This is a genomic window from Streptomyces sp. NPDC001617 (assembly GCF_053596855.1).
Genome location: NZ_JBSFHA010000055.1, coordinates 30,492 through 52,843, shown reverse-complemented (window position 1 = coordinate 52,843; position 22,352 = coordinate 30,492). Strand labels below are relative to the sequence as shown.

At 71.6% G+C, this 22,352-nt stretch carries 17 protein-coding genes; 7 read left to right on the top strand and 10 right to left on the bottom strand.

The genetic code is table 11. The features are described 5' to 3' along the window. The first annotated feature begins 13 nt into the window (after positions 1-13). From ACWC09_RS33705 to ACWC09_RS33695, 3 genes are read left to right on the top strand one after another with little or no spacing between them, the layout of a single operon-like run. On the top strand, positions 14-334 hold the full coding sequence (locus ACWC09_RS33705) for an EthD family reductase (RefSeq protein ID WP_450854720.1): 321 nt from the start codon (positions 14-16) through the stop codon (positions 332-334). A 46-nt stretch (positions 335-380) separates the two neighbouring features. Then, positions 381-1,934, top strand: coding sequence for a class I adenylate-forming enzyme family protein (locus ACWC09_RS33700; RefSeq protein ID WP_450854719.1), 1,554 nt, complete (start codon positions 381-383; stop codon positions 1,932-1,934). Next, positions 1,931-2,983, top strand: a complete 1,053-nt coding sequence (locus ACWC09_RS33695) for an MBL fold metallo-hydrolase (protein WP_450854718.1) — start codon at positions 1,931-1,933, stop codon at positions 2,981-2,983. The genes ACWC09_RS33700 and ACWC09_RS33695 overlap by 4 nt, the downstream gene beginning before the upstream one ends. A 21-nt stretch (positions 2,984-3,004) precedes the next feature. Here the strand turns inward: ACWC09_RS33695 and ACWC09_RS33690 are convergent, their stop codons facing one another. The 5 genes from ACWC09_RS33690 to ACWC09_RS33670 form a co-directional block, all read right to left on the bottom strand. Beyond that, positions 3,005-3,754 (bottom strand): SDR family NAD(P)-dependent oxidoreductase, encoded by a 750-nt coding sequence (locus tag ACWC09_RS33690; protein WP_450854717.1) that lies wholly within the window; start codon positions 3,752-3,754, stop codon positions 3,005-3,007. 47 nt (positions 3,755-3,801) lie between these two features. Next, positions 3,802-4,605 (bottom strand): SDR family NAD(P)-dependent oxidoreductase, encoded by an 804-nt coding sequence (locus ACWC09_RS33685; protein ID WP_450854716.1) that lies wholly within the window; start codon positions 4,603-4,605, stop codon positions 3,802-3,804. A 173-nt stretch (positions 4,606-4,778) separates the two neighbouring features. Continuing rightward, positions 4,779-6,467 (bottom strand): serine/threonine-protein kinase, encoded by a 1,689-nt coding sequence (locus ACWC09_RS33680; protein ID WP_450854715.1) that lies wholly within the window; start codon positions 6,465-6,467, stop codon positions 4,779-4,781. Positions 6,468-6,853: 386 nt separating this feature from the next. Further along, positions 6,854-7,369, bottom strand: coding sequence for a GtrA family protein (locus tag ACWC09_RS33675; RefSeq protein WP_450854714.1), 516 nt, complete (start codon positions 7,367-7,369; stop codon positions 6,854-6,856). A gap of 112 nt (positions 7,370-7,481) precedes the next feature. Beyond that, on the bottom strand, positions 7,482-8,117 hold the full coding sequence (locus tag ACWC09_RS33670) for a TetR/AcrR family transcriptional regulator (RefSeq protein ID WP_450854713.1): 636 nt from the start codon (positions 8,115-8,117) through the stop codon (positions 7,482-7,484). Between the two features lie 111 nt (positions 8,118-8,228). On the opposite strand from ACWC09_RS33670, the gene ACWC09_RS33665 reads away from it, so the two are divergent. Then, positions 8,229-9,815, top strand: coding sequence for an MFS transporter (locus ACWC09_RS33665; RefSeq protein ID WP_450854712.1), 1,587 nt, complete (start codon positions 8,229-8,231; stop codon positions 9,813-9,815). 353 nt (positions 9,816-10,168) lie between these two features. On the opposite strand, the gene ACWC09_RS33660 is transcribed toward ACWC09_RS33665, so the two are convergent. The 4 genes from ACWC09_RS33660 to ACWC09_RS33645 form a co-directional block, all read right to left on the bottom strand. Next, positions 10,169-11,695 (bottom strand): methionine--tRNA ligase, encoded by a 1,527-nt coding sequence (locus ACWC09_RS33660; protein WP_450854711.1) that lies wholly within the window; start codon positions 11,693-11,695, stop codon positions 10,169-10,171. Positions 11,696-11,890: 195 nt separating this feature from the next. Next, entirely contained in the window at positions 11,891-13,819 is a 1,929-nt protein-coding gene (locus ACWC09_RS33655; RefSeq protein WP_450854710.1) for a hypothetical protein, read from the bottom strand. A gap of 173 nt (positions 13,820-13,992) precedes the next feature. Then, entirely contained in the window at positions 13,993-15,012 is a 1,020-nt protein-coding gene (locus ACWC09_RS33650) for a zinc-dependent alcohol dehydrogenase (RefSeq protein WP_450854745.1), read from the bottom strand. Positions 15,013-15,023: 11 nt separating this feature from the next. Continuing rightward, positions 15,024-15,845, bottom strand: a complete 822-nt coding sequence (locus tag ACWC09_RS33645) for an IclR family transcriptional regulator (RefSeq protein WP_450854709.1) — start codon at positions 15,843-15,845, stop codon at positions 15,024-15,026. 50 nt (positions 15,846-15,895) lie between these two features. Here ACWC09_RS33645 and ACWC09_RS33640 point away from each other — a divergent pair, with 50 nt between their 5' ends. Further along, entirely contained in the window at positions 15,896-17,608 is a 1,713-nt protein-coding gene (locus ACWC09_RS33640) for an IlvD/Edd family dehydratase (protein ID WP_450854708.1), read from the top strand. Positions 17,609-17,654: 46 nt separating this feature from the next. Here ACWC09_RS33640 and ACWC09_RS33635 read toward each other — a convergent pair whose 3' ends face one another. Continuing rightward, entirely contained in the window at positions 17,655-18,788 is a 1,134-nt protein-coding gene (locus ACWC09_RS33635; RefSeq protein ID WP_450854744.1) for a S1 family peptidase, read from the bottom strand. A gap of 220 nt (positions 18,789-19,008) precedes the next feature. Between ACWC09_RS33635 and ACWC09_RS33630 the strand changes: the two genes are divergently transcribed. Beyond that, the gene (locus ACWC09_RS33630; RefSeq protein ID WP_450854707.1) at positions 19,009-21,408 is read left to right on the top strand and encodes a SpoIIE family protein phosphatase; all 2,400 of its coding nucleotides are present in this window, start codon (positions 19,009-19,011) and stop codon (positions 21,406-21,408) included. Positions 21,409-21,410: 2 nt separating this feature from the next. Next, on the top strand, positions 21,411-22,343 hold the full coding sequence (locus ACWC09_RS33625) for a LacI family DNA-binding transcriptional regulator (RefSeq protein ID WP_450854706.1): 933 nt from the start codon (positions 21,411-21,413) through the stop codon (positions 22,341-22,343). Positions 22,344-22,352 lie beyond the last annotated feature (9 nt).

The window sequence follows — 22,352 nt, the reverse complement described above, 5'->3', positions numbered from 1 at the left end:
CTGAGGAGGCGCGATGTACAACCTGGTCCTGCTGGCCGCCCGGCCGCCCGAGTGGACCCACGAACGGTTCATCGACTGGTGGCGCGGCGAACACGCCGAGCTCACCCGGCAGTTGCCCGGACTCAGGTCCTGGCGGCACACCGACATCGACGCGGCGCTCGAACCGCGCTCGGAGGGCTGGGACGGCGTCTCCGTCCTGGGTTTCGACACCGCCGAAGATCTGCGCAAGGCACTGCGGAGCCCGGAGTGGGCTGCGGCCGTCGCCCAGGTCGGCGACATGCGCGGACGCCGGATCGCCGTCATGGGCGGCGAGATGGAGATGTACACGGACTGAGCACACCGGGGCACGAAGCCCCCTTCGCAAAGAGGCGAGGAAGTGGATGCGGCAGACAGTGCGGGAGTTCTACGACCGGTCCGAACAGGCCGACTTCACAGCCGTCGTCGACGACCACGGACGCCACGGCGCGCGCGAGCTTCTGCGGCGGGCGACCGAGCTGGCCGACGTGATGACCCCCGACGGCACACCGGGCGGCACCGTGCTCCTCCAAGCCGACAACTCGTGGCGCACCGTCGCGGCGACCCTGGCCGTGGGGCTGACCGGCGGGGTGCTGGCCCTGGTCAACCGGCACACGACCGCTGCCGAGTTCGCCGCAGCCGTCGAGGACATCCGGCCGGACGTCCTGATCGCCGAACCGTCCGCGATCGAGGAGTGGGGCGGCATCCCGGCCCTCCCGGACGCGCTGACGGCCGAGGCGCTCGACGGCTGGACGGTCCGCGCCGGCCACGGCCCGCGCGATGTCTCCCGCTGGTCCGGCGGCACCCTCATCGGTCTCACCTCCGGCTCCACCGGACGGCCCAAGGGCGTCGTCCAGTCCGAGAGCGCCCTGCGGTACGCGTGCTCCTGCACGATCGACGTCAACGGCCTGCGTGACGGGGACGCGGTGGCCGCCGTCGTCCCGCTCTCCTCCACGGCCGCCTACTGCTTCGGGGTCTGTCTCTCCCTCATGCTGGGCGGACCACTCGTCCTGTCCGGACGGTGGGACCGCGAGGAGGCGCTCGCGCGGATGGCCGCTCATGACGTCCGGTGGACCATGTGCGTGCCCACCATGGCTCTCCAGATGGGCTCGGCCGCGGCCGGTTCCAAGGTCCTCGACGGGGTCCGCTCGATCACCGTCGGCGGCGGCCCCATGGACCGCGGGGCCCTCGCCCGTGCCGAGCGCTCCCTGGGGACGAGGATCCTGCGCGTCTTCGGCATGTCCGAGTGCCTCGGGCACACCTCGCCCCGGCCCGACGACCCCGAGGAGATCCGTCTCGGCCGCGATGGGCGCCCTTTCCAGGGTACGGACATCAGGGCCGTCGCGCCCGACGGCACCGTCCTCGGGCCCGGTGCGACCGGCCGTGCCCAGGTCCGCGGCCCGTCCCTCTTCCTGGGCTACGCCCGCGACGGCAAGGTCGAGCCGCCGGCCCTGACCCCGGACGGCTACTTCCCCACCGGCGACCTGCTGGTGACCGGCGAGGACGGCGCGGTCACCGTCATGGGCCGCGAGAAGGACGTCATCATCCGCGGCGGACGCAACCTCGACATCACCGAGATCGAACGCGCCGTCGCGGCCCATCCGGCCGTGGCCCGCGCCTGCGTGGCCCCTGTACCGGACCCGCTCCTCGGCGAACGTGCCGCCGTGCTGGTCGTGGTCGAGGACGGCAGCGGCGAACTCGCCCTCGACGAGATCACCGCCCACCTCGCCCGCACCGGCCTCTCCAAGGCCAAGTGGCCCGAATTCGCCTTCACCGTGGGCGAGTTGCCGCAGACGACCGTCGGCAAGCTCGACCGGTCGGGAGCCCGCAGGCTCGCCCACGACCTGCACGCGGGACTGACCGCACATCCCGAACGACACCGGCAACACCCCGAACAGCACCGGCAAGGAGATGCATGACCACCCCCACGACCCGCACCACCCGTTTCGACCGCGGCCGTTGGGCGCGGGGCGGACCCGAGACCGTACGACCCGGGGTCCACCGCATCCCGCTCCCGCTGCCGGAGGACGGACTGCGGGCCGTCAACGTCTACGCGCTGGAGGGGCTGACGGAGGGGCTGGTCCTGATCGACGGCGGCTGGTCGATCCCCGAGTCCCGCAAGGCGCTTGAGGACGCCCTGGCCCAACTCGGCCATGATCTGGGCGAGATCAGCCACATCCTGGTCACCCACATCCACCGCGACCACTACACCCAGGCCGTCGAACTGCGCAGGCTGCTGGGCTCCCGGGTCTACCTCGGCGCCGGCGAGCGGCGTGGACTGGAACTGCTGGGGGAGCTGCGCACGGACGAGCCGGTCAGCTCCCTCGAGACCCTGCGCCGGGCCGGGGCCCACGAACTCGCCGAGCGTGTCGCCGCGATGTACGACGGCGGCTTCGACCCCACCGTCTGGGAGGCACCGGACCGATGGCTGCGAGCGGAGGAACTCCGTTTCGGTGACGCGCGGTTGACGGTCGTCCCGACACCCGGTCACACGCAAGGGCATGTCGTCTACTTCGACCGGGCGAGGGGGCTGATGTTCTCCGGAGACCATGTCCTGCCGCACATCACGCCGTCCATCGGCTTCGAACTCGGGGGCCCCGCACTGCCGTTGGGCGAATACCTGGACTCACTGCACCTGATGACCACGCTCGCCGACGCACAGCTGCTTCCCGCGCACGGTCCGGTCGGCGACAGTGTCCATGCCCGGGTCGGAGAGCTCCTGGCCCACCACGACGACCGGCTGGCCGAGGCGCTGGCCGCCCTCGGCGACCGTACGCGCACCGCGCACGACGTGGCGGGGGAGTTGGGGTGGACCCGGCGCAAGGTGCCGTTCACGGACCTCGGCGCCTTCGACCAGATGCTCGCCGTCAACGAGACGGCGGCGCACCTGGACGTCCTGGTGGCCCGAGGACGGGCCCGGTGCGCGTGGACCGACGGGGTCAACGGCTATACGGCCACCCCGGGTTAGGGCTCTGGGCCCCGGCCCGGCTCAACGCGCCGTCCACCCGCCGTCGACGTACAGCTCGGCCCCGGTCATGAAGCTCGCGTCGTCGGAGGCGAGGAAGGCCACGGCCGCCGCCACCTCCTCGGGCGTGCCGAGCCGGCCGAGCGGCGTCCCCTCCAGCATCGCGGTCAACCTGGGTGTGTCGCGCCACAGTTCGCTTGAGCGGGGCGTCTCGATGAAACCGGGGTGCAGGGAGTTCACCCGGACACCGCGCTTCGCCCAGTGCAGCGCGGCGTTCTTGGTCATCAGACGTACGGCGCCCTTGGCCGCGTGGTACGAGAACTGGCTGCCGAAGCCGCCGACCGTGCCGAAGATCGAGGCGATGTTGACGATCGAGCCGCCGCCGGAGCGTTCGACGGACGGGCCGGCGTGCTTCATACCGAGCCAGACTCCGGTCTGCGTCACGCCGAGGACCCGCTCCCAGGAGTCCATGGTCTCGGTCTCGACCGTGTGCATCGCGGCGATGCCCGCGTTGTTGACGAGCACGGACAGCTCGCCCAGTTCTGCGGTCGCCGTGGCGACGACCTCGCGCCAGGCCGACTCGTCCGAGACGTCCAGGGCCAGCCCCAGTGCGCCGCCTCCGACCTCCTCGGCGAGCTTCTCGCAGCGATCGGCGTCGAGGTCGGTGACCACGACCGCCGCGCCCTCGGCCGCGAGCCGTCGTACGACGGCGTCGCCGATGCCTCCCGTGGCACCGGTGACCAGTGCCGTCCTCCCGGCCAGCCTCGACTGCATCGGAGTCCCTCATTTCTCGTCGGTCCGCGGTTGCTTCGTGGTGGTCCTCAGTCCCGTACGCCGAGCCAGGCGAGGGCGCCGCCGTCGATCACGTACGACGATCCCGTGATGAACGCGGCGTCGTCGGAGGCCAGGAAGCACGCCAACTTGGCGACCTCCTCCGGGCGTCCGAGCCGCTCCACCAACTGCGGTGCGGTCAGCTCACGTTCCAGGGCGTCACGGTCCTCGGCGGCGGCGAAGTACTCGCGGGCGAGGGGCGTTTCGATGACACCGGGACAGAAGCAGTTGCAGCGCACCGGGGCCAGGTCGACGGCGGTGACCTTGGTCAGATGGATGACGCCGGCCTTGGTGACGCCGTAGGCGGGGGCGTTGGGGAAGCCGGTGAGGCCGGAGACGGAGGCGGTGTTGACGATGGCGGGCCCGCGCGGCGAGCGGCGCAGATACGGTGCGGCGAACTTGGTCGTCAGCCACACCGCCTTGAGGTTGACCTCGTAGACCGCGTCCCAGACCTCCTCGGACAGCGAGTCGACGCCGCGGGCCGGTTCGGCCGTGAAGGCCGTCTCGATCACCCCGGCGTTGTTGACCAGGACGTCCAGGCCGTCGAAGCGCTCCACGGTACGCGTCACCATCTCGGCGATGCTGTCGCGGACGCGTAGATCACAGACGACCGGCTCGGCCTGCGCTCCGGCGACGCGCACCAGCTCCGCGGTCTCGGCGGCGGTCTCCTCGTTCCGGTCGGCGACGGCCACCGCGGCCGCGCCCTGCCGGGCCATCTCCACCGCGATCGCCCTGCCGATCCCCTGCCCCGCACCGGTGACGAGTCCGATCCTGCCGTCCAAGGAACCCCTCATGAGTCTGCTCCCGAGCACCCCACCGCTGACCTGAACTGAATTAGCTTCACTTGGGGAGAGTCTAGAGACGCGGAGCGGGAGCGACAAGGCTCGGGACGGGTCCTCCGAGGGGCGGGGGTGAGGCGGATTCGGGTGGGGTCGGTGGGTTCTGGCCGGGTGAGCGGATCGTGTCGTCAGCGCGCCGGTAGTTCGGAGGCCGTGAAGCGCTCGAAGCCCGCGTGGAAGGCCGTGCCCCGGGGGTCGGTCGCGCTGTAGTGGAAGGCGGCCACACCGCAGCCGCGCTCGTCGAAGGCGGCTCCGGTGTAGGAGGCGACCAGGGTGCCGTCCACGGCCAGCTGCACCCTGATCCGGCCCCGGCCGGCCGACGAACAGGTCATCGACATGTCGACCTGCTGCCGGCTCTCCACCTTCAGGCCGAGGTCCGCGAGGTCGACCTCGACGACCCGGTCGTGCTGGAACGCTCCCTTGTACCGGAACTCGCGCACGATCAGGGCCTCCTGACCCGTGGTCAGGTAGGTCGCCCAGCGCGAGCCCTTGCGGTAGTCCCCCGAGCCGTCGCACCACAGGCCGACCCCGCCCTCGCCCCCGTACCACTCCGTCTGGGTGCTCAGCTCCACCGCGAACGAGGACGGCTCGAAGGGCGCCTGCGGCCATACCTCCAGCTCGGTCCTGGGATCCACCAGCATGGTCCCGCCCTTGTGCGTGATCTTCGCCAGGGTCGGGTCCTTGTGCGACCAGTCGCCCGAGTCGGTCAAGTCATCGGTGTAGGAGAGGGGTTGCGAGCCCGCGGAGTTCGTGGATCTCCCGGACGACAACACGGAGGCCGAGCCATGGGCCTGGGGGCCGCCCTCCGTCGCCGAACCCCCCGAGGTGGTGCTGAGCACGATGGCAAGCAGCACTGCCACGGCGGCGCTCCCGGCTGCGAGCCCCCACAGCCGCAGCTGCTTGGAGCTCGTGCCGGGGCGGCCGCCACCGTTCCCGCGTCCGGGCGATTGCGCCGGCTGTGGCTGTGGCTGTGGCTGTGGCTGTGGCGTCCCCGACTCTGCTCGCCCGCCCTCCGTCCACCCCGTCGGCTCGCCCGCGCCCGCGAGCCGGGCGACGAGCTGGGCGGCGGTGGGGCGTTCCGCCGGGTTCTTGCGCAGACAGTCGGCGATGACCGAACGGACCGGCTCCGGTACCCGCGTGAGATCGGCGTCGCGGGTGCACACGGCGACGAGCACCTCGTAGTCGCTCTCCCCGTCGAAGGGATGGCGCCCCGTGGCGGCGAAGTACAGCGTGCCGCCGAGGGAGAACACGTCGGAGGCGGCGGTGACCCCGCGCGACTGGACCTGCTCGGGCGACATGTACGCGGGCGAGCCGAGCACACTGCCCGGTGTGGTGAGCGCCGACTCGAGCAACCCGTCGTCACGGGCGATACCGAAGTCGATGATCCGCGGGCCGTCCGGAGACAGCAGGATGTTGGACGGCTTGATGTCCCGGTGCACCACGCTCACCCGGTGCACCTGCGCCAACGCATGCGCGACGGCCAGCGCCAGGGACTGGAGCCGCCCGGACGGCAGCGGGCCGTTGGCGGCCACATGCTGGTGGATCGTGGGTCCCGGCACGAACTCGCTGACGATGTACGGGTGTCGCCCCGACAGGTCGGCGTCCAGGACCCGCGCCGTGGCCAGCTCACCGACCCGGCTCGCGGCGCCGAACTCCCGGCGTACGCGGGCGAGCGCGACCTCGTCGTACTCCTTGCCCGGCAGCAGGAACTTCACCACGACCTGTCGCCCCGTCCGGTCCCGGGCGAGCCACACCACACCCTGCCCGCCCCGGCCGAGCTCGCGCTCGCAGACGTATCCCCCCACCGACAACTGCATCCGCGGATCCATGCCCCCGCCCCCGCCCCCCAGCCCGCCCCCGGTCCATGGCCGCTCTCCAGCGTATCGGCTCCGCGGAGCCGCGACAGGCCTGTTGGCCGGGTCTCCTGCGGCCAGGACGAGGTGCGCCGCGTCGGTCAGAAGCACGAGGCACCGCATGAGCCGCTGCCGCCACAGTCACGGCCCCTCGGAGATCTCGGCGAACAGCCCCTGGCTGCCCTTCGTGGCGGACACGCTGTCCTACGCTCGGACGATTTGGGGGAGTGCGGCGGACTCGGCCAATTGTGCCGTCACCGTGGCCAGTTCGAACACGGCCCCGGCCGGGAGGTGGCACAGCATGAAGTCCCGGCTGCGCCACGGTGACCGTGCTCTCCGGTCCATTCAAGCTAGGCGGCGACCAGGACGGGCGCGGCCATGGGCGCGTGCTGCTTCTGAAGCGGTGCCGGCACCGGTCGCACGGTCCGGTCGCGGCGGGCGGCGAAGACGTAGAGGCGCAGCACGACGAAGCGGGCTGTGCCGGCCAGGCCGGAGGCGCCGAGGTAGACGATCTGCTCGGTCGGCATGCCGGGGGAGGGCTGGACCATGTGCAGGACCAGCACCGCGGCGCTGGTCGCCAGGTAGGCGGCCGTGGCCGAGCCCGCGGACTGCCAGTGCTCACGCCATCCGGCGCTGCGCCCCTTGCCGAAGGTGAAGCGGGCGTGGAGTTCCGTGCACAGCAGGGTGGAGGCGACGGTGATGACCGCGTTGGACAAAGCCCAGGGCATCGTCATGGCCAGCAGCGGCACCGCGAAGCTGCACAGGACGCCGACACCGCCGCCGAAGACCACGAACCGGACGAAGGACGCCACGGGGCCGGGGGCGGCAGGTGTCGCCACTTCGGGCTTCTTGGTGAGCGACGTCATGGGGCTTCCCTCCGCAGACCGACAGCGCTGTGCCCGCCAACGGGCTCGTTGCTTGACTTACTCAAGCATAACTTGGATTGCTTGAGTTACGCAACTTATTCGGATGGGGCGGTCAGGCGGTCTTGCTGTCGTTGTCCAGAGCGGGTGCGAGGAGATGGCAGAGCGCGTCCGCCAGTAGACGCAGAGGGTCGTCGGTGTCCAGCGGCAGGCCGACGGCGATCCAGGCGGAGAAGAAGGACTCGGTCTGGAGTACGGCCATCAGTGCGCGTTGGCGGGCCTCCGCCGGGTCGATGCCCCGCCAGCGTTCGGGGTGGCCGACGAGGAGGCCGACATAGCGCTCATGCGCCTCGACGTACTGGGTGCGGCCGTCGCCGATGCTGCGCAGGGCCGCCGGAGCCGCCGCGTTGGCGATGCGGCGGATCGGGGCCATCTCCCGCCAGCGGACCTCGGCGTCGTCCAGCCATGCCCGGATGGCGTGCCGGGTCCACCGCGGAAGTGCGGCCAGGTCGGCGTACGCCTCTTCCATCAGGCCGTACACACGCTCCACGAGCGCGTCGACGATGTCGGCCTTGCCCGGGAAGTGGGCGTAGACCGTCACCCGTGTCACCCCGGCGGCCTGGGCGATGTCCTCCATCCTCGCGTCGAGGAAGGACTTCTCGGCGAACACCGTGACGGCCGCGTCGAGCAGTCGGCGATGCGTGAGGATCTTCTGCTCTTCGCGCAGGTTCCTGCGGGGTGTGGACTCCATCGGCACAGTCTCCGCTACACCACGGGGCATGAGTTCACTATACGCGGTGTATGGTGAGTCGCCGTACGTCGTGTAAAGCGAACCTCGCCGTTCTGGCTCGGAGGCCGGTTGATGAGCACCGCAGGGAACGGGGCGGACCCCACGGACACGCCCCTCACCAACCGTGGCCAGGTGCTGAAGGCCCTCAGCGGCCTTCTCCTCGCCCTGTTCGTCTCGACCCTCAGCAGCACAGTCGTCTCCAGTGCGCTGCCGAAGATCATCGGAGCCGTGCACGGGTCGCAGACCCAGTACACCTGGGTCGTCACCGCGACCCTCCTCACCACCACGGCGACCACTCCCCTCTGGGGCAAGCTCGCCGACCTGTTCAGCAAGAAGACCCTCGTGCAGGCCTCCATCGCCGTCTTCGTACTGGGCGCCCTCGCCTCCGGGGCAAGCCGCACCGCGGGGCAGCTCATAGCCGCGCGAGCCCTGCAGGGCGTCGGCGTGGGCGGTGTGCAGGCGCTCGTCCAGATCACCCTCGCGGCCATGATCCCGCCGAGGGAGCGCGGCCGGTACAGCGGCTATCTGAGCAGCGTCACGGCGACCTCGACCATCGGCGGGCCGTTGCTCGGCGGCGTCATCGTCGACACGTCCTGGCTGGGCTGGCGCTGGTGCTTCTTCATAGGTGTGCCGGTCGCCGCCGTGGCCCTGTTCCTGCTGCAGCGGACGCTGAACCTTCCCGTCGTCCGCCGCGACAACGTGAGGATCGACTACGTGGGGGCCACCCTGATCGCCGCGGGCGTCAGCGTGCTGCTCATCTGGGTGTCGTTCGTCGACGACTCCTTCGCCTGGGCCTCCTGGCAGACGGCCGCCATGGTGGCCGGCGGACTGGCCCTGCTCGTCGTGGCGGTGTGGGTGGAGTCGCGGGCCGCCGAGCCCGTCGTCCCGCTCGCCATCGTGCGGCAGCGGACCACCGCCCTGGCGATTCTCGGCAGCCTCTCGGTCGGTACGGCCATGTTCGGTGCCGCGGTCTTCCTCAGCCAGTACTTCCAGCTGAGCCGGGGTCACACCCCCACCGAGGCCGGTCTGCTGACGATCCCCATGATGGCCGGCATCCTGATCGCCTCCACCGTCGCCGGCCGGCTGATCAGCCGGACCGGGAAGATCAAACCGTTCGTCATCACCGGTGCCGGCCTGCTCACGGTGGGCTTCGCGGGGCTCGGCACGATCGACTACAAGACGCCCATGGTCTTCCTGGGCGCTGCGATGCTGTGCGTCGGCATGGGCGTCGGCATGACCCTGCAGAACTTCGTGCTCGCCGTGCAGAACACCGTGGCGCTCAAGGACATCGGGGCGGCCAGCTCCACGGTCTCCTTCTTCCGCTCCCTCGGCGGCACGATCGGTGTCTCGGTGCTCGGCGCCGTGCTGGCCCGCCAGGTCCATGACCAGGTCGCGGACGGCCTGGCCTCGGCCGGGCTGCCGAGCGGCGGGAGCGGCAGCGCCGACGTCGGCGCCCTGCCGCCCGCCGTCCGGCAGATCGTCCGCGCCGCCTACGGCGACGCCACGGCGCAGATCTTCCTCCTCTCGGCCGCCGCGGCCGTGCTCGCCGTCATCGCCGCCGTCCTGCTCAAGCCGGTCGGCCTGCGCAGCAGCCTCGACCTGCCGGGAGAGAAGCCGGAGAGGACGGAGGGGGCGGTGGCCGCCACGGAGGGCGCATGAAGCGGCGAGGGCGGACCTGGGGCCGCGCGCCCGCGCAGGCGTTGCCGTAGGCGCCGTAAACGCCGTGCCGGTCGGCGCCGTTGACGTGATCAGGCGGGAGCAGGGCCAGGCGCGGTGTCGGTGACCCCGACGGGGAGCGTGCGGCGGGGGCGGCCGCCGCCGGGGTCACGGCGGCCGCCGGCACGAACGCGGCGGCCAGGGTCGCTGTCGCCGCGCGCGGATGATTCGGAAGTCCCAGGCACCATGACGCTGGGCCGCACTCGTCTCCCGATCACTCCGGCCCGCTCCCGAGGCCAACTTGGGCCAGCCCCAACGCCGTTGACAGGGCCGGCCCCCGCGCGCGGGAGGACCGACTACGCCGGCGCGGTCTCCCGGAGGCGGGGGAAGAGCGGTTGTGAGAGCGGCAGGACTCCGTCCACCGGGGTCACTTGCTCCGAGATCCGTGCGGCGGCGCCGGGGATGAGGGGCTGCACCTCGTCCGCGAGGACACGGCAGGCCGTGACCAGCGCGGCGAGCACCGCGTCGAGGCGTTCGCCGGCACTGGTGTTGCCCTGCCGTTCCGCCCTGGCCAACTCCCAGGGGCGGGTGGCGTCGACGCAGCGGTTGGCCTCCTCGACGATGCTCCAGGCTGCGTCGGCGGCACCGCGGAAGTCGTAGTCGGCCAGCGCGACGTCGATCAGGCCGGGTGTCCGCTCGCACACGTCGAGCAGGGGCGCCACGGCGAACCGGTCGGTGCCGAGCGAGGGCACCACCCCACCGCGGTAGCGATGGACCATCGTCACGACCCGGTGGACGAGGTTGCCGAGCCCTCCGGCGAAGTCCGTGTCGGCGCGCGCGACGAGCCGGTCGGTGGTGAAGTCGGCGTCCCCGACGCGCGGCACCTCGCGCAGCAGCCACCAGCGCACCGCGTCCGTGCCGTACGCGTTGGCCAGGGCGACCGGATCGACGGTGGTCCCGCCGGACTTGCTGAGCTTGCGGCCGTCGACCGTGAGGTAGTCGTGGACCAGGACGTCGGTGGGCAGCGGCAGCCCGGCCGACAGCAGGATGGCCGGCCAGTACACGGCGTGGAAGCGCACCACGCCCTTGCCGACCAGGTGGACGCGACGATCGCCGGCCACCCACCACCGCTCGTACGCGGGGTCGTCGGTCCCGTAGCCGAGGCTGGTGACGTAGTTGCCGAGCGCGTCCCACCACACGTAGACGACCTGGGACGGGTCGTCGGGCACGGGAATGCCCCAGCCGCGGGCGCGGGTGTGCGAGCGGGAGACGGAGAAGTCGTGCAGCCCGCCGGCGATCAGGGCGAGGACCTCGTTGCGACGGGCGGCGGGCTCGACGCGCAGGGTCCCGTCGCTGATCAGCTCGTGGAGATGGCCGGCGTAGCGGGACAGCCGGAAGAACCAGTTCTCCTCCCGGACCGTTTCGGGTGCGGTTCCGTGCTCGGCGCACCGGCCGTCGACCAGTTCGTCCTCGGTGTAGAACTGCTCGCAGCCGACGCAGTACAGGCCCTCGTACCCCTTGATGTACAGGTCGCCCGCCGCGGCGCACCGCCGCCACAGCCGCTCCACGCCGACGCGGTGGCGGGGGTCGCTGCTGGTGCGGATGAAGTCGTCGTACGACAGCGCCAGCGGGTCCCGGAGCGCGGCGAAGGCCTCGGCGTTGCGGTCGACCAGCGCCCGTACGTCGACGCCCTCGGCCTCCGCGGCCAGCACGTTCTTGAGGGAGTTGTCGTCGGTTCCGCTGAGCAGCCGCACCTGGTCGCCTCGTCGGCGTCGGTGCCGGGCCAGCGTGTCGGCCTGCACCAGCTCCAGGGCGAAGCCCAGATGCGGGCGTGCGTTGACGTATGGAATGGTCGTGGTGATGAAGTGGCGTCGTGCGGTCATCGGTCCTCCCAGCCGGGCGGCGAGGCCGGGTCCGCACAACGCGTCGAGGCCCCGTCCCGGGGCCTCGGATTCGGTACGCGTCCGTGCTCAGCAGCCCCGTGAGCGGGGCATCATCCGGTGCTGAGGCGAAGGCGTGATCATGGCGTCGAGGGTAGCAAGGAGGAGGCGGACCGAGCAGGTGGTTTTCCCGCGCTGTCACTCCGTGAGGGTGAGTACGAGCGCTCCGCTGTAGGTGGTTCCGGGAGTGAGGGCGGTGGCGGTGCCGTCGACCGTGAAGGTGAGCGCCTCGCCGGACGCCGCCCGGACCTGCGCGTTCTTGTCGACGACCAGCTTCGTCAGGTACGACGTCCCGGTCACCGTCCACACCGATCCGGCGCCCAGCCTCACGATCACGCCGTTGTTGATCGCGGGCTGCGGGGTGTTGGTGACGTGGTTGATCTGCCGCCACTCGGCCGAGGAGATGGTGGAGACGGCGTGCCGGGAGGCCGAGGAGGAGATGACGCCCTCGACGTGGCTGCGCAGGAAGGTGGCGATCAGGTTCTTGCCGGCGCGCATCGCGTTGTAGAAGTCGCCCGTCAGCGCGATGTCGGTGAAGGAGGCGGTGGCGTCTGCGGTGTGCCGGGCGGTGGTGTCGAAGGCGGTGTCCCTGGCCGGGTCGCCGGTGGGCTCGGTGTAGACGCCCGTCATGGAGCCGGGGTCGTCCGTCTCCATGATCTGTACGAGGACGCCGTTGCCGGCGTGGAGTTGGGCGCCCTGCGAGCCGTCCACGACGATCGACATCTGTCTCCCCTTGTCGAGGAACATCGTCTCGGCGGTGGTGAAGCGGGTGCCGCCGCTGATCTCCACCTTGCCGCCGTCGCCGCTGTGCCACATCACCCCGAAACCGCGGGAGTCGACGACCGAGGGCCTGGGCTCGATCGCGGCCAGTTCCTGCTCGGTCAGTTCCAGTGTGAGGTAGCTGTTGAGCGTGGCCACGGCGTCGCGGGTGCTGTCGGTGAAGTTGACGGAGCCGCCGGTGGAGATGGCGGCGAAGGTGGCCACGTCGAAGTGGGTGCCGAGGAAGATGTCCTGCTGGGTGCCGCCGTCGGCGTAGGTGCCGTAGCCGGAGTCGCCGGTGATGGTGACGGTGGAGTTGATCGCGGCCAGCAGTGAGTTGCGGACCGAGTCGGTGGACAGGACACCCCAGGACTCGGAGGAGACACTGGAGTTGACGTAGGTGGCCGTGGTGTTGTCGCCGAGGACGTTGGTGGCGCGCACGTTGCCGGACAGGCCCAGCATCCACGGCACCGTCATCATGTTCGCGCCGAAGCCGGGCTCGTAGTCGCCGGGCAGTACGCCGTCGCGGGTGCGGATGCCGGAGTTCTTGACGATCACGTTGGCGCCGTCGCGGGCGATGACGCCGGTGCGCACCACACCTCGGTTGTCGATGTCCGCGCCGTCCACGACCAGCCGGGTGCCCGTCCCCGCGCCGGTGACGGCGGCGCCGTAACCGGCGAAGTCCAGACGGCCGTTGCCGTCGAAGGCGATCTCCGGACCGTCGAGGGTGTACGAGGCGCCGTCGGCCACGAAGAAGCCGTTGAAGGCCTCGCCGGTGGAGCCGAGCGAGACGCCCCTTGCGTAGGCGTCGGTGAGGGTGCCGCCCCGCACGCTCGACAGCACCGAGTTCGCGGTGACGACCCCGTCGGCGCCGACGTAGACGCCTTGGCGCAGATGGAAGGTGGCACCCGCGAAGGACACGAGATGCTCGGCGGCCGGGGTCACGACGACGTCTCCACTGTAGGTGCCGGCGGCGATCAGGGTCGTCCAGCCGTACGTGCCGTCCAGGACGGAACCCGTCTCCACCCCGTCCACGGTCAGCGACAGGATGTACCCGTCCGGGGCGGTGAGCACGGCGCCGTCCTCCACGACGAGTTCGTCGAGCCGGGTGATCTCGGTGACCTCCCAGGTCTCGCCGGAGGCGACGGTCTTCCGCAGCCCGGTCGCCGCACGGGCGGCGGTCGGCATGAGCAGCGTGGGCGCCGCGACGAGGCTTCCGACGGCGAGCAGCGCGCGCACCCGCGACCGCATGGTCACTCCGCGCTGTGCGAGCGCCTGTTCCTTGGTGTGGGGGGTGACCTCGGACATGCACAACTCCCTTGTTCGCCACGGCCGTTCGTGGGGTGATCGGCGCAAGTGGTGTGGGAGGGAGTGAAGCAGTGACCGTGGGGCACGCAGAAGGGCGCGACCCCTGTGAATCGGCCTACGGGGCATGGGCGTTGGGGATACGAGCCATGACGAGGTCGGCGTGGAGGCGACGGTCAGGGGCCGATGCGGGGATCCACATGGATCTTGGGGCCGGGTCCGGCGTCGGCCGGTCGTTCACCGGCGAGCACCGGACCGACCTCGTCCAGGCCCACCGTGGCGGCGACGAGAGGGCGGGGGTCGACGGCTCCGTCGGCGTACGCCCGGATCGTGGCCTCCAGGCCCGGGGAGGCGGACAGGATGCCCACCGCCGTCACGTCCCTCAGGACGAGCGCGCGGGTGTCGAGCCGGCTCGGCTCACCGGCCAGCCCGATGTACACCACTCGACCGGCCGGTTCGACCATCTCCAGGGCCCTGCCTGGCAGATGGGCCGCGTTCGAGGCGTCGACGACCGCGTCGAAGGGCAGGTCGGGGACGGAGCCCTCCGGCCACACATGCCGGAAGCCCAGATCGCGGGCGAAGGACGGGGAGGCGTCGGTGGGGCCCATGAGATGGACCTCCGCACCGGCCGCACGCAGGAACATCGCCACCAGCAGCCCTATCGTCCCCGAACCGAGGACCAGGGTGCGGTCACCGGGATTCGGCGCGGCGGCCCGGGCGGCGCGCAGCGCGTTGCCGCCCGGCTCCACCAGGGCACCCAGCGCGGCGTCGACGGAGTCGGGCAGGGCGTGCAACGAGGAGGCCGGTACGGCCAGTTGCTCCGCCAGAGCACCGGCCCGCGCCCCGCGGATGCCGACCTCCTGCCGTTTCTCGCACACGTGCTGGTGGCCTCGCAGACAGCGGCGGCAGCTGCCGCAGCCGAGCATCGTGTCCCCCATGACACGTCGGCCGATCCAGGCCGGGTCGACGCCCTCGCCGACCGCCGCCACCCGGCCGGCCCACTCGTGGCCCGGTCGCATCGGGTACGTCGAGTGTCCCTGGTGGAGATAGGCCATCGCCCCGGTGAAGAACTCCATGTCCGTCCCGCACACGCCCACCCGCTCGACGTCGACGACGACCTCACCGGGACCGGCCACCGGTGCCGGCACCTCCTGGACCACGTACGCGCCGGGGGCGGTGAGCACGAACGCGCGCATGAGACGCCCGCTCACCGGGCCTCGCCCAGCCCGCCGAGCAGGCCGCGGATCTCGTCGAGCGCGCCGACCAGCGAGCCCAGCGGCGTCCGGTACGCCAGCGCGGTGACGCTCACGGCTCCGGACGGGATCGTGGGCGAGGACAAGTACAGGGGCAGGGCAAGGCAGTTGACCCCGGCCTCGTTCTCCTGGTCGTCTGCGCCGTACCCGCGCTCGCGGGTGGCGACGAGCTCATGGTGCAGGGCCGCCGCCGTGCACAGCGACCGTGGCGTACGGCGCTCCAGGTGAGTGCCGCCGATCCACGCCTCGACCTCCTCGAGCGTGCCCAACCGCCTTGCCAGCAACAGCTTTCCGACGGCCGTGGTGTGGGCGGGAGAGCGCCCGCCGATCGTCGACGTCAGCCGGACGGCACCGGTGGGCGGGTCGACCTTGGCGCGGTGGACGACCTCACGGCCGTCGAGCACCGCGTAGTGCGCGGTCTCACCGAACCGGTGCGCCAGCACCTCGAGGACGGGACGGACGCGGACGTGCTCCGGCCGGGCCTCGTGATGGGCGAAGGCCATCCGCAGGAACTCGTCGCCGAGCACATAGCGCCCGCGGACACCCTGGGCGGCGAGTCCCGCCCGGCGCAGGGCACTCAGCGCCCGGTGCACGGTCGGCTTGGGGCTGCCGATCGCCCGGGTCAGTTCGTCCAGACCCACCCCTTCGGGGTACCGCGCGAGCTCCTTCAGGACCGCCAGCACCCGGTCCGACCCCACAAGTCGGCTGCCTCCGGCGGCGGTTGAACCGTCCGTGCCGGGGGCTGTCGAGACGTCGTACGTCTGCGTATGCTCCATGATGTTCCAGAATTTAGACCGTCGTACCGATTGTCGGAAGAGGCTCAAGGGTGACGCTCCGCAGCGCACAGTGGTACGCGGGTCAGGACCGCAACGCCTACATCCACCGGGCGTGGATGCGACGGGGCGCGCCCGACGACGCCTTCACCGGCCGGCCGCAGATCGCCATCGCCAACACCGCCTCGGACCTGACCCCTTGCAACGCCCATCTGAACGAGGTCGCGGCCTCGGTCCGGGACGGCGTCCACACGGCCGGCGGCATCCCGCTGGACCTGCCGGTCGTGTCGCTCGGCGAGACCCAGGTGCGGCCCACCGCCATGCTCTGGCGCAACATGGCCGCGATGGCCACCGAGGAGATGCTGCGGGCCAACCCCATCGACGGCGTCGTGCTGTTGGGCGGCTGCGACAAGACGATCCCGTCGTTGCTGATGGCCGCGGCCTCGGTGGATCTGCCCGCGGTCGTCGTGCCCGGCGGTCCGATGCTCACCGGGACCTTCCGCGGAACCCCGCTGGGCTGCGGCACCGATGTCTGGCGGCTGTCGGAGGAGGTGCGGGCCGGCACGCTCTCCCAGGAGCAGTTCACCCGCTCCGAGTCCGCGATGATCCGCAGCCGCGGGCACTGCAACACCATGGGCACCGCCTCGACCATGGCTCTGGTCGCCGAGGCCCTGGGCACGGTCGTCCCCGGTACGGCCGGAACTCCCGCCCCCGACAGCCGACTTCTTCAGGCCGCGCACCGCACCGGGCGACTCGCGGTCGAGATGGTGGGCGCCGACCGTCGGCCGGGCACCTTCCTGACCAAGGGCTCCTTCCACAACGCGATCGTCTCGCTGGCGGCGATCGGCGGTTCGACCAACGCGGTCGTCCATCTCCTGGCGATCGCGGGCCGGTTGGGCATCGAGCTGACGCTCGACGACTTCGACCGCATCGGCTCCCGGGTGCCGGTCCTGGTGGACCTCCAGCCGGCCGGCCGCTTCCTCATGGAGGACTTCCACCGCGCCGGGGGCCTGCTCGCCGTCCTGCGCGAGGTGCGCGACCTGCTCGACCCGGACGCGCTGACCGTCACCGGCGAACCGTTGGTCGACCACCTGGACGACGCCGAGATCTGGGACGGCGAAGTCATCCGCCGGCGCACCGAGCCGTTGGTCGCCCAGGGCGGCATCGCCGTACTGCGCGGCAACCTCGCTCCCGACGGCGCGCTCGTCAAACCGGCCGCCGCCTCCCCGCATCTGCTGCGCCACCGCGGCCGGGCGGTGGTCTTCGACTCCATCGAGGACTTCCACGCCCGGATCGACGACCCGGACCTCGACGTGGACGCCGACTCGGTCCTCGTCCTGCGCGGCTGCGGCCCCAAGGGCTACCCGGGCATGCCCGAGGTGTCCAACATGCCGCTGCCGAAGAAGCTGCTCGAACAGGGCGTCCGGGACATGGTCCGCGTCTGCGACGGACGAATGAGCGGCACCGCCTACGGCACCGTCGTCCTGCACGTGGCACCCGAGGCCGCGGCCGGCGGCCCGCTCTCGCTCGTCCGCACCGGGGACGTCATCGGCCTCGACGTCGAAGCCCGCCGTATCGACGTCGACGTACCCGCCGACGAACTCGCCCGCAGAACCCCGAACAAGGCCACCGTCACGGGCTACGCCAACCCCCGGCGCGGCTGGGAACGCCTCTACGTCGAGCACGTCCTGCAGGCGGACACCGGCGCGGACCTTGACTTCCTCGTCGGCTCCAGCGGCTCCGAGGTGAGCCGCGAGTCGCACTGACCGGGACCGGGCTCCGCCGATGCGCGGCGGAGCCCGGTCGGCGAGGTCAGGCGGTCTGCAGGGTCAGCCCGTACCGGCTGAGTATCTCGTTGACCGGCTGGTACCAGGTCTCACCGCCGGAGGTGCAGTCGCCCCAGCCGCCGGAGGTGACGCCCTGGGCCTGGTCACCGCTGATGAACGAGCCCCCGGAGTCGCCCGGCTCGGCGCACACACTCGTCTTCGTCAGCTGGTAGACCGTGCCCTGGCTGTAGTTGACCGTCTCGTCCTTGGCCTCGACCGTGCCGCAGTGCCAGTGCGAGGTGGAGCCGGAGCGGCAGATCGAGGCACCGACGGGAGCCTCGGCCGAGCCCCGCACCAACTGGTCGGAGACCGTGCCCCAGCCGAGCACCACCGGCACGGTCCACCAGCCGCTGCCGACGCTCACCCAGGCGTAGTCGTTGTCCGGGAACGACGAACCCTGGAAGTCGCCGACGTACGAGCCGTCCCAGCCGTACACCGCGCCGGTGTGCTGGTCGCAGTGCCCGGCGGTGACGAAGCCGCCGTACACCGAGAAGCCGATGGAGCAGCGGACGTTGCCGGTGTAGTAGGGGTCGCCGCCGACGGTGCCGGCGGAGAAGGTCCGGGGCGCGGCGGCGGTGGCCTCGACGGTGACCGGGCCCGCCTTCCGGGCCTGCGCCAGGAAGTGCCGGACATCGTTGTCAGCGCGGCGGGCGGTGACGACCTCCACGACGACGCTGTTGGCCTCGGGGTCGACGTACCAGCTGCTGACGCCGGCGGGTGCGGACAGCTTGTCGATCCGGGCCTTCGCCGCGTCGAGCTGCCGCGCGCTGTGCTCGACGAGCCGTACGGTCGCACCGGTCGCGCGTACGGCCGTGGTGTCCGCGCCACGGGTGACGGCGACGGTCAGTCGGCCGTCCGCCGCGTCGAACCAGGAGCCGCCGTAGGAGGCCCCGGCCGCGCGCTTGGCCTTCCGTTCCACGGTCGTCGCCGTCTTCTCGGCGGCCAGTCGTGCCTCGGCCTGGCTCTTGGTCAGGCCCAGATCGTGCTGCATCGCGGAGAGCAGTGACGCCGACGCGGGTGCCTCGGCGGAGGGGGTGGGGGAGTCGTCGGCGGAGGCGGGCAGGGTGCTCGCGGCCGCCCAGGTACCGAGCAGGAGGAGTGCGGACAGTCCGGTGCGCATGGCTGTGGTGCGTCTCAAGGGAGTGCCCCTTCGTTGTTCCAGCAAGGTGGGGTGGAACAGCAGAACTGCGAGAGCGCTCTCAACGCGTGCGCGGCAGAGCCTAGCGGGTGATCATGGTCAGGTCTATGCCAATTCCCGGAGTGGGTGGTGTGACTTGTCCGATTCTTGAGGGACGCGCACGCTGGGTCTGTGAGGACCTCACCGTGTGAATAGAGTAAAAATGGCCACTTACGATCAGGGAGACGGTCACCGCGAGTGGCCGGCCGAGGTCGCAACGGTCACCGTCGGGCCGGACGGCATCGTCACGGGGTGGAGCGAGGGCGCCCATCGGCTGCTCGGCCACCCCGCCCGGAAGGTCGTAGGACGCGCCGCGGCCGATCTGCTCGTCGACCCCGAGGCACGGGGGCCCTCCTTCGCCGGCGCGCGGGAATGGCGCGGTGGGGCGACCCTGCGGCACCGCGACGGCCACCGCGTCGACGTGACCCTGCACGCCCAGCCGTCACTGGACGGCGAAGGCACTGCACAGGGACTCGTGGTGACCGTCACCGCCGCTCCCGCCGAGCCGGTGCCCGACCGGGAGATGGTCGAGTGGGCGTTCTCCCAGGCCTCGATCGCGCTCTGCACCCACACCACGGTGTCCGGATCCTGGCAGCTCAACTCGGCCGCGAAGAACGACGAGCAGGTCACCGAGCGGCACTCGGGCACCCTCGCCGACGAGGGCTTCCTGCACTGTGTCGGCCGGGTCGCCGACGAGGCCACTCCGATGCGCTACGAACACATCGCCCCCGACCCGTCCTTCGCCCCTGCCCGCCACCGGGCCTCCCTCGTAGAGCTCTGGCCGGTCCGGGACCCCGCCACCGGGGAGGTCGTCGGTGTGGGCACGGCCGCCTTCGACAGCAGTGACCAGCACTCGGCCCGTCAGCGCCTCGCCCTGCTCCAGGAAGCGGGCGCCTGCATCGGCACCACACTGGACGTGCCCCGGACCGCCCAGGAACTCGCCGACCTCGCCGTCCCCAGACTCGCCGACTTCACCAGCGTCGACCTGCTCGACTCGGTACTGCGCGGGGACGAGCCGGTGCCCGGACCGGTCGACGCGGCCGTCGTGCTGCGCAGGGTCGCGCACCAGTCCTCCGCCGCACGTGACAAGGTGCCCGAGGCCGCCATCGACCTCGGAGGGAGCGACACCTACCCGCCGTTCTCCCCGCCCGCCCGCTCTCTGGCCACCGGGCAACCCGTGCTCAGCGGCGCCGACGACCCCGACTTCGTCCGCTGGATCGCCGGGCATCGCACGCGCACCGCCCGGGTCGAGGAGTACGGCTTCCACTCCGTCATGGCGACCCCGCTGCGCGCCCGGGGCAGCACGCTCGGCGTCGCGGTCTTCGTGCGCGGCGAGGGCTCCCCGCCGTTCGAGCCGGACGACCTGATCCTCGCCGAGGAACTCGCCGGCCGGGCCGCCGTCGGCGTGGACAACGCGCGCCGCTACACCCGCGAGCGCACCAACGCCCTCACCCTGCAGCGCAGCCTGCTGCCCCGGGACCTGCCCAAGCAGGCGGCCGTCGAGGTGGCGTACCGCTATCTGCCGGCCGGGACCAGCGCGGGGGTGGGCGGCGACTGGTTCGACGTCGTCCCGCTGTCCGGCACTCGCGTCGCCCTGGTCGTCGGCGACGTCGTCGGGCACGGCATCCACGCCTCCGCCACCATGGGCCGGCTGCGCACCGCTGTGCGCACCCTCGCCGACGTCGACCTGCCCCCGGACGAACTCCTGACCCACCTCGACGACCTGGTCACCCATCTCTCCTCGGACAAGGACGAGATCTCCCCGGAGGAGCCGTACATCGTCGGCGGCGAGATCGGCGCGACCTGTCTGTACGCCGTCTACGACCCGGTTTCCCGCGTCTGCACCTTCGCCAGCGCGGGCCATGTCCCGCCCGCCGTCCTGCTGCCCGACGGCACGGTCAGTGTCGTCGAGCTCACTCCCGGGCCGCTGCTCGGCGTCGGCGGGCTGCCCTTCGAGTGCACCGAGCTGGAGCTGCCCGAGGGCAGCCTGCTCGCCTTCTGCACGGACGGCCTGATCGAGGCCCGTGACCGCGACATCGGCCTCGGTCTGGAACGGCTCTGCGAGGCCCTGACCGGTCCCGTGTCCTCGCTGGAGGCCACCTGCGACACCGTCCTCAAGGCCCTGCTGCCGCAGAGCCCCGCCGACGACGTGGCCCTCCTGCTCGCGCGCACCCGGGCCCTGCACGCCGACCAGGTCGCCGCCTGGTCGCTGCCGGCCGATCCCGCGATCGTGGCCGACGCCCGTGCCCAGGCCTCCCGGCAGCTCGCGATCTGGGGTCTTGAGGACGCCTCGTTCGTCACCGAGCTGGTGGTGAGCGAGCTGGTCACCAACGCCATCCGCTACGGCGCCGTACCGATCGGCCTGAGGCTCATCCGGGACCGGACCCTGATCTGCGAGGTCTCCGACGCCAGCAACACCGCCCCGCATCTGCGCCGGGCCCGCACCTACGACGAGGGCGGGCGCGGGCTGCACATGGTCGCCCAGCTCACCCAGGGCTGGGGTACCCGCCAGAGCCCCGTCGGCAAGACCATCTGGGCCGAACAACCGCTCCCGGCGGGCTGACCATGGTGGGGCACACAGGCAACGACGGTCCCGGCGGCACCCACACGCTCGGACTGCTCTACCCGCCGGCCGGCCGGGCCCGCGACTACACCACGATGCAGCTCGCCTTCATCGGAGGAGTCGCCGAGGCGGCCACGACACACGGCTACGACCTGTTGCTCGCGCCCGCCCGCACCCACGAGGACCCCTCGTTCCGGCGGATGCTCGCCGACGGGCGGGTCGAGGGCGTGATCGTCATGGAGGTCCGCCGGGAGGACGACCGCGTCGAGCACCTGGCCGAGGCGGGCTTCCCCTATGTCGCCATCGGCCGCAACGACCGCGCCGACGAGACCGGCTGGGTCGACCTCGACTTCGCCGGCCTGGCCCGCCGCTGTGTCCAGCACCTCGCCGACCTGGGCCACACCCGGATCGCCTTCGTCAACCGGTCGGCGGAGCTGTTCGACAGCGGGTACGGCTTCGCCCGGCTCGGCGACGAGGGCTACACCGAGGCCATGAAGAGGCTGCTGCTCACCCCCCGCGCCTATCTCTGCGGCGACGACCTCGCCTCGGGGGAGGAGGTGGTGGAGCGGATCCTGCGGGACGACCCGGCGACCACCTCCCTCGTCACCCAGAACGAGGCGGCCCTGGAGGGCGTCTACCGCGGGCTCACCCGGCACGGTCGCAGCGTGCCGCGCGACTTCTCGGTCGTCGGCGTGGCGGCCAGCCCCTGGGCCGAACAGGTGAACCCGCCGCTGACCGCCGCGGAGATACCCGCCAAGGAGATGAGCCGGGTCGCCGTCGACCTGATGGTGCGGCGTCTGGGCTCACCCGACGCGTCTCCCCGGCACGTCCTGCTGAAGCCCCTGATCACCCTGCGCGCGAGCACGGGGCGCTGTCGACCGGTACCCGGGTCGGAGCCCGAGCCGGAATTCCCCGATTTCGACATAGATTTCTGATACGTCGGT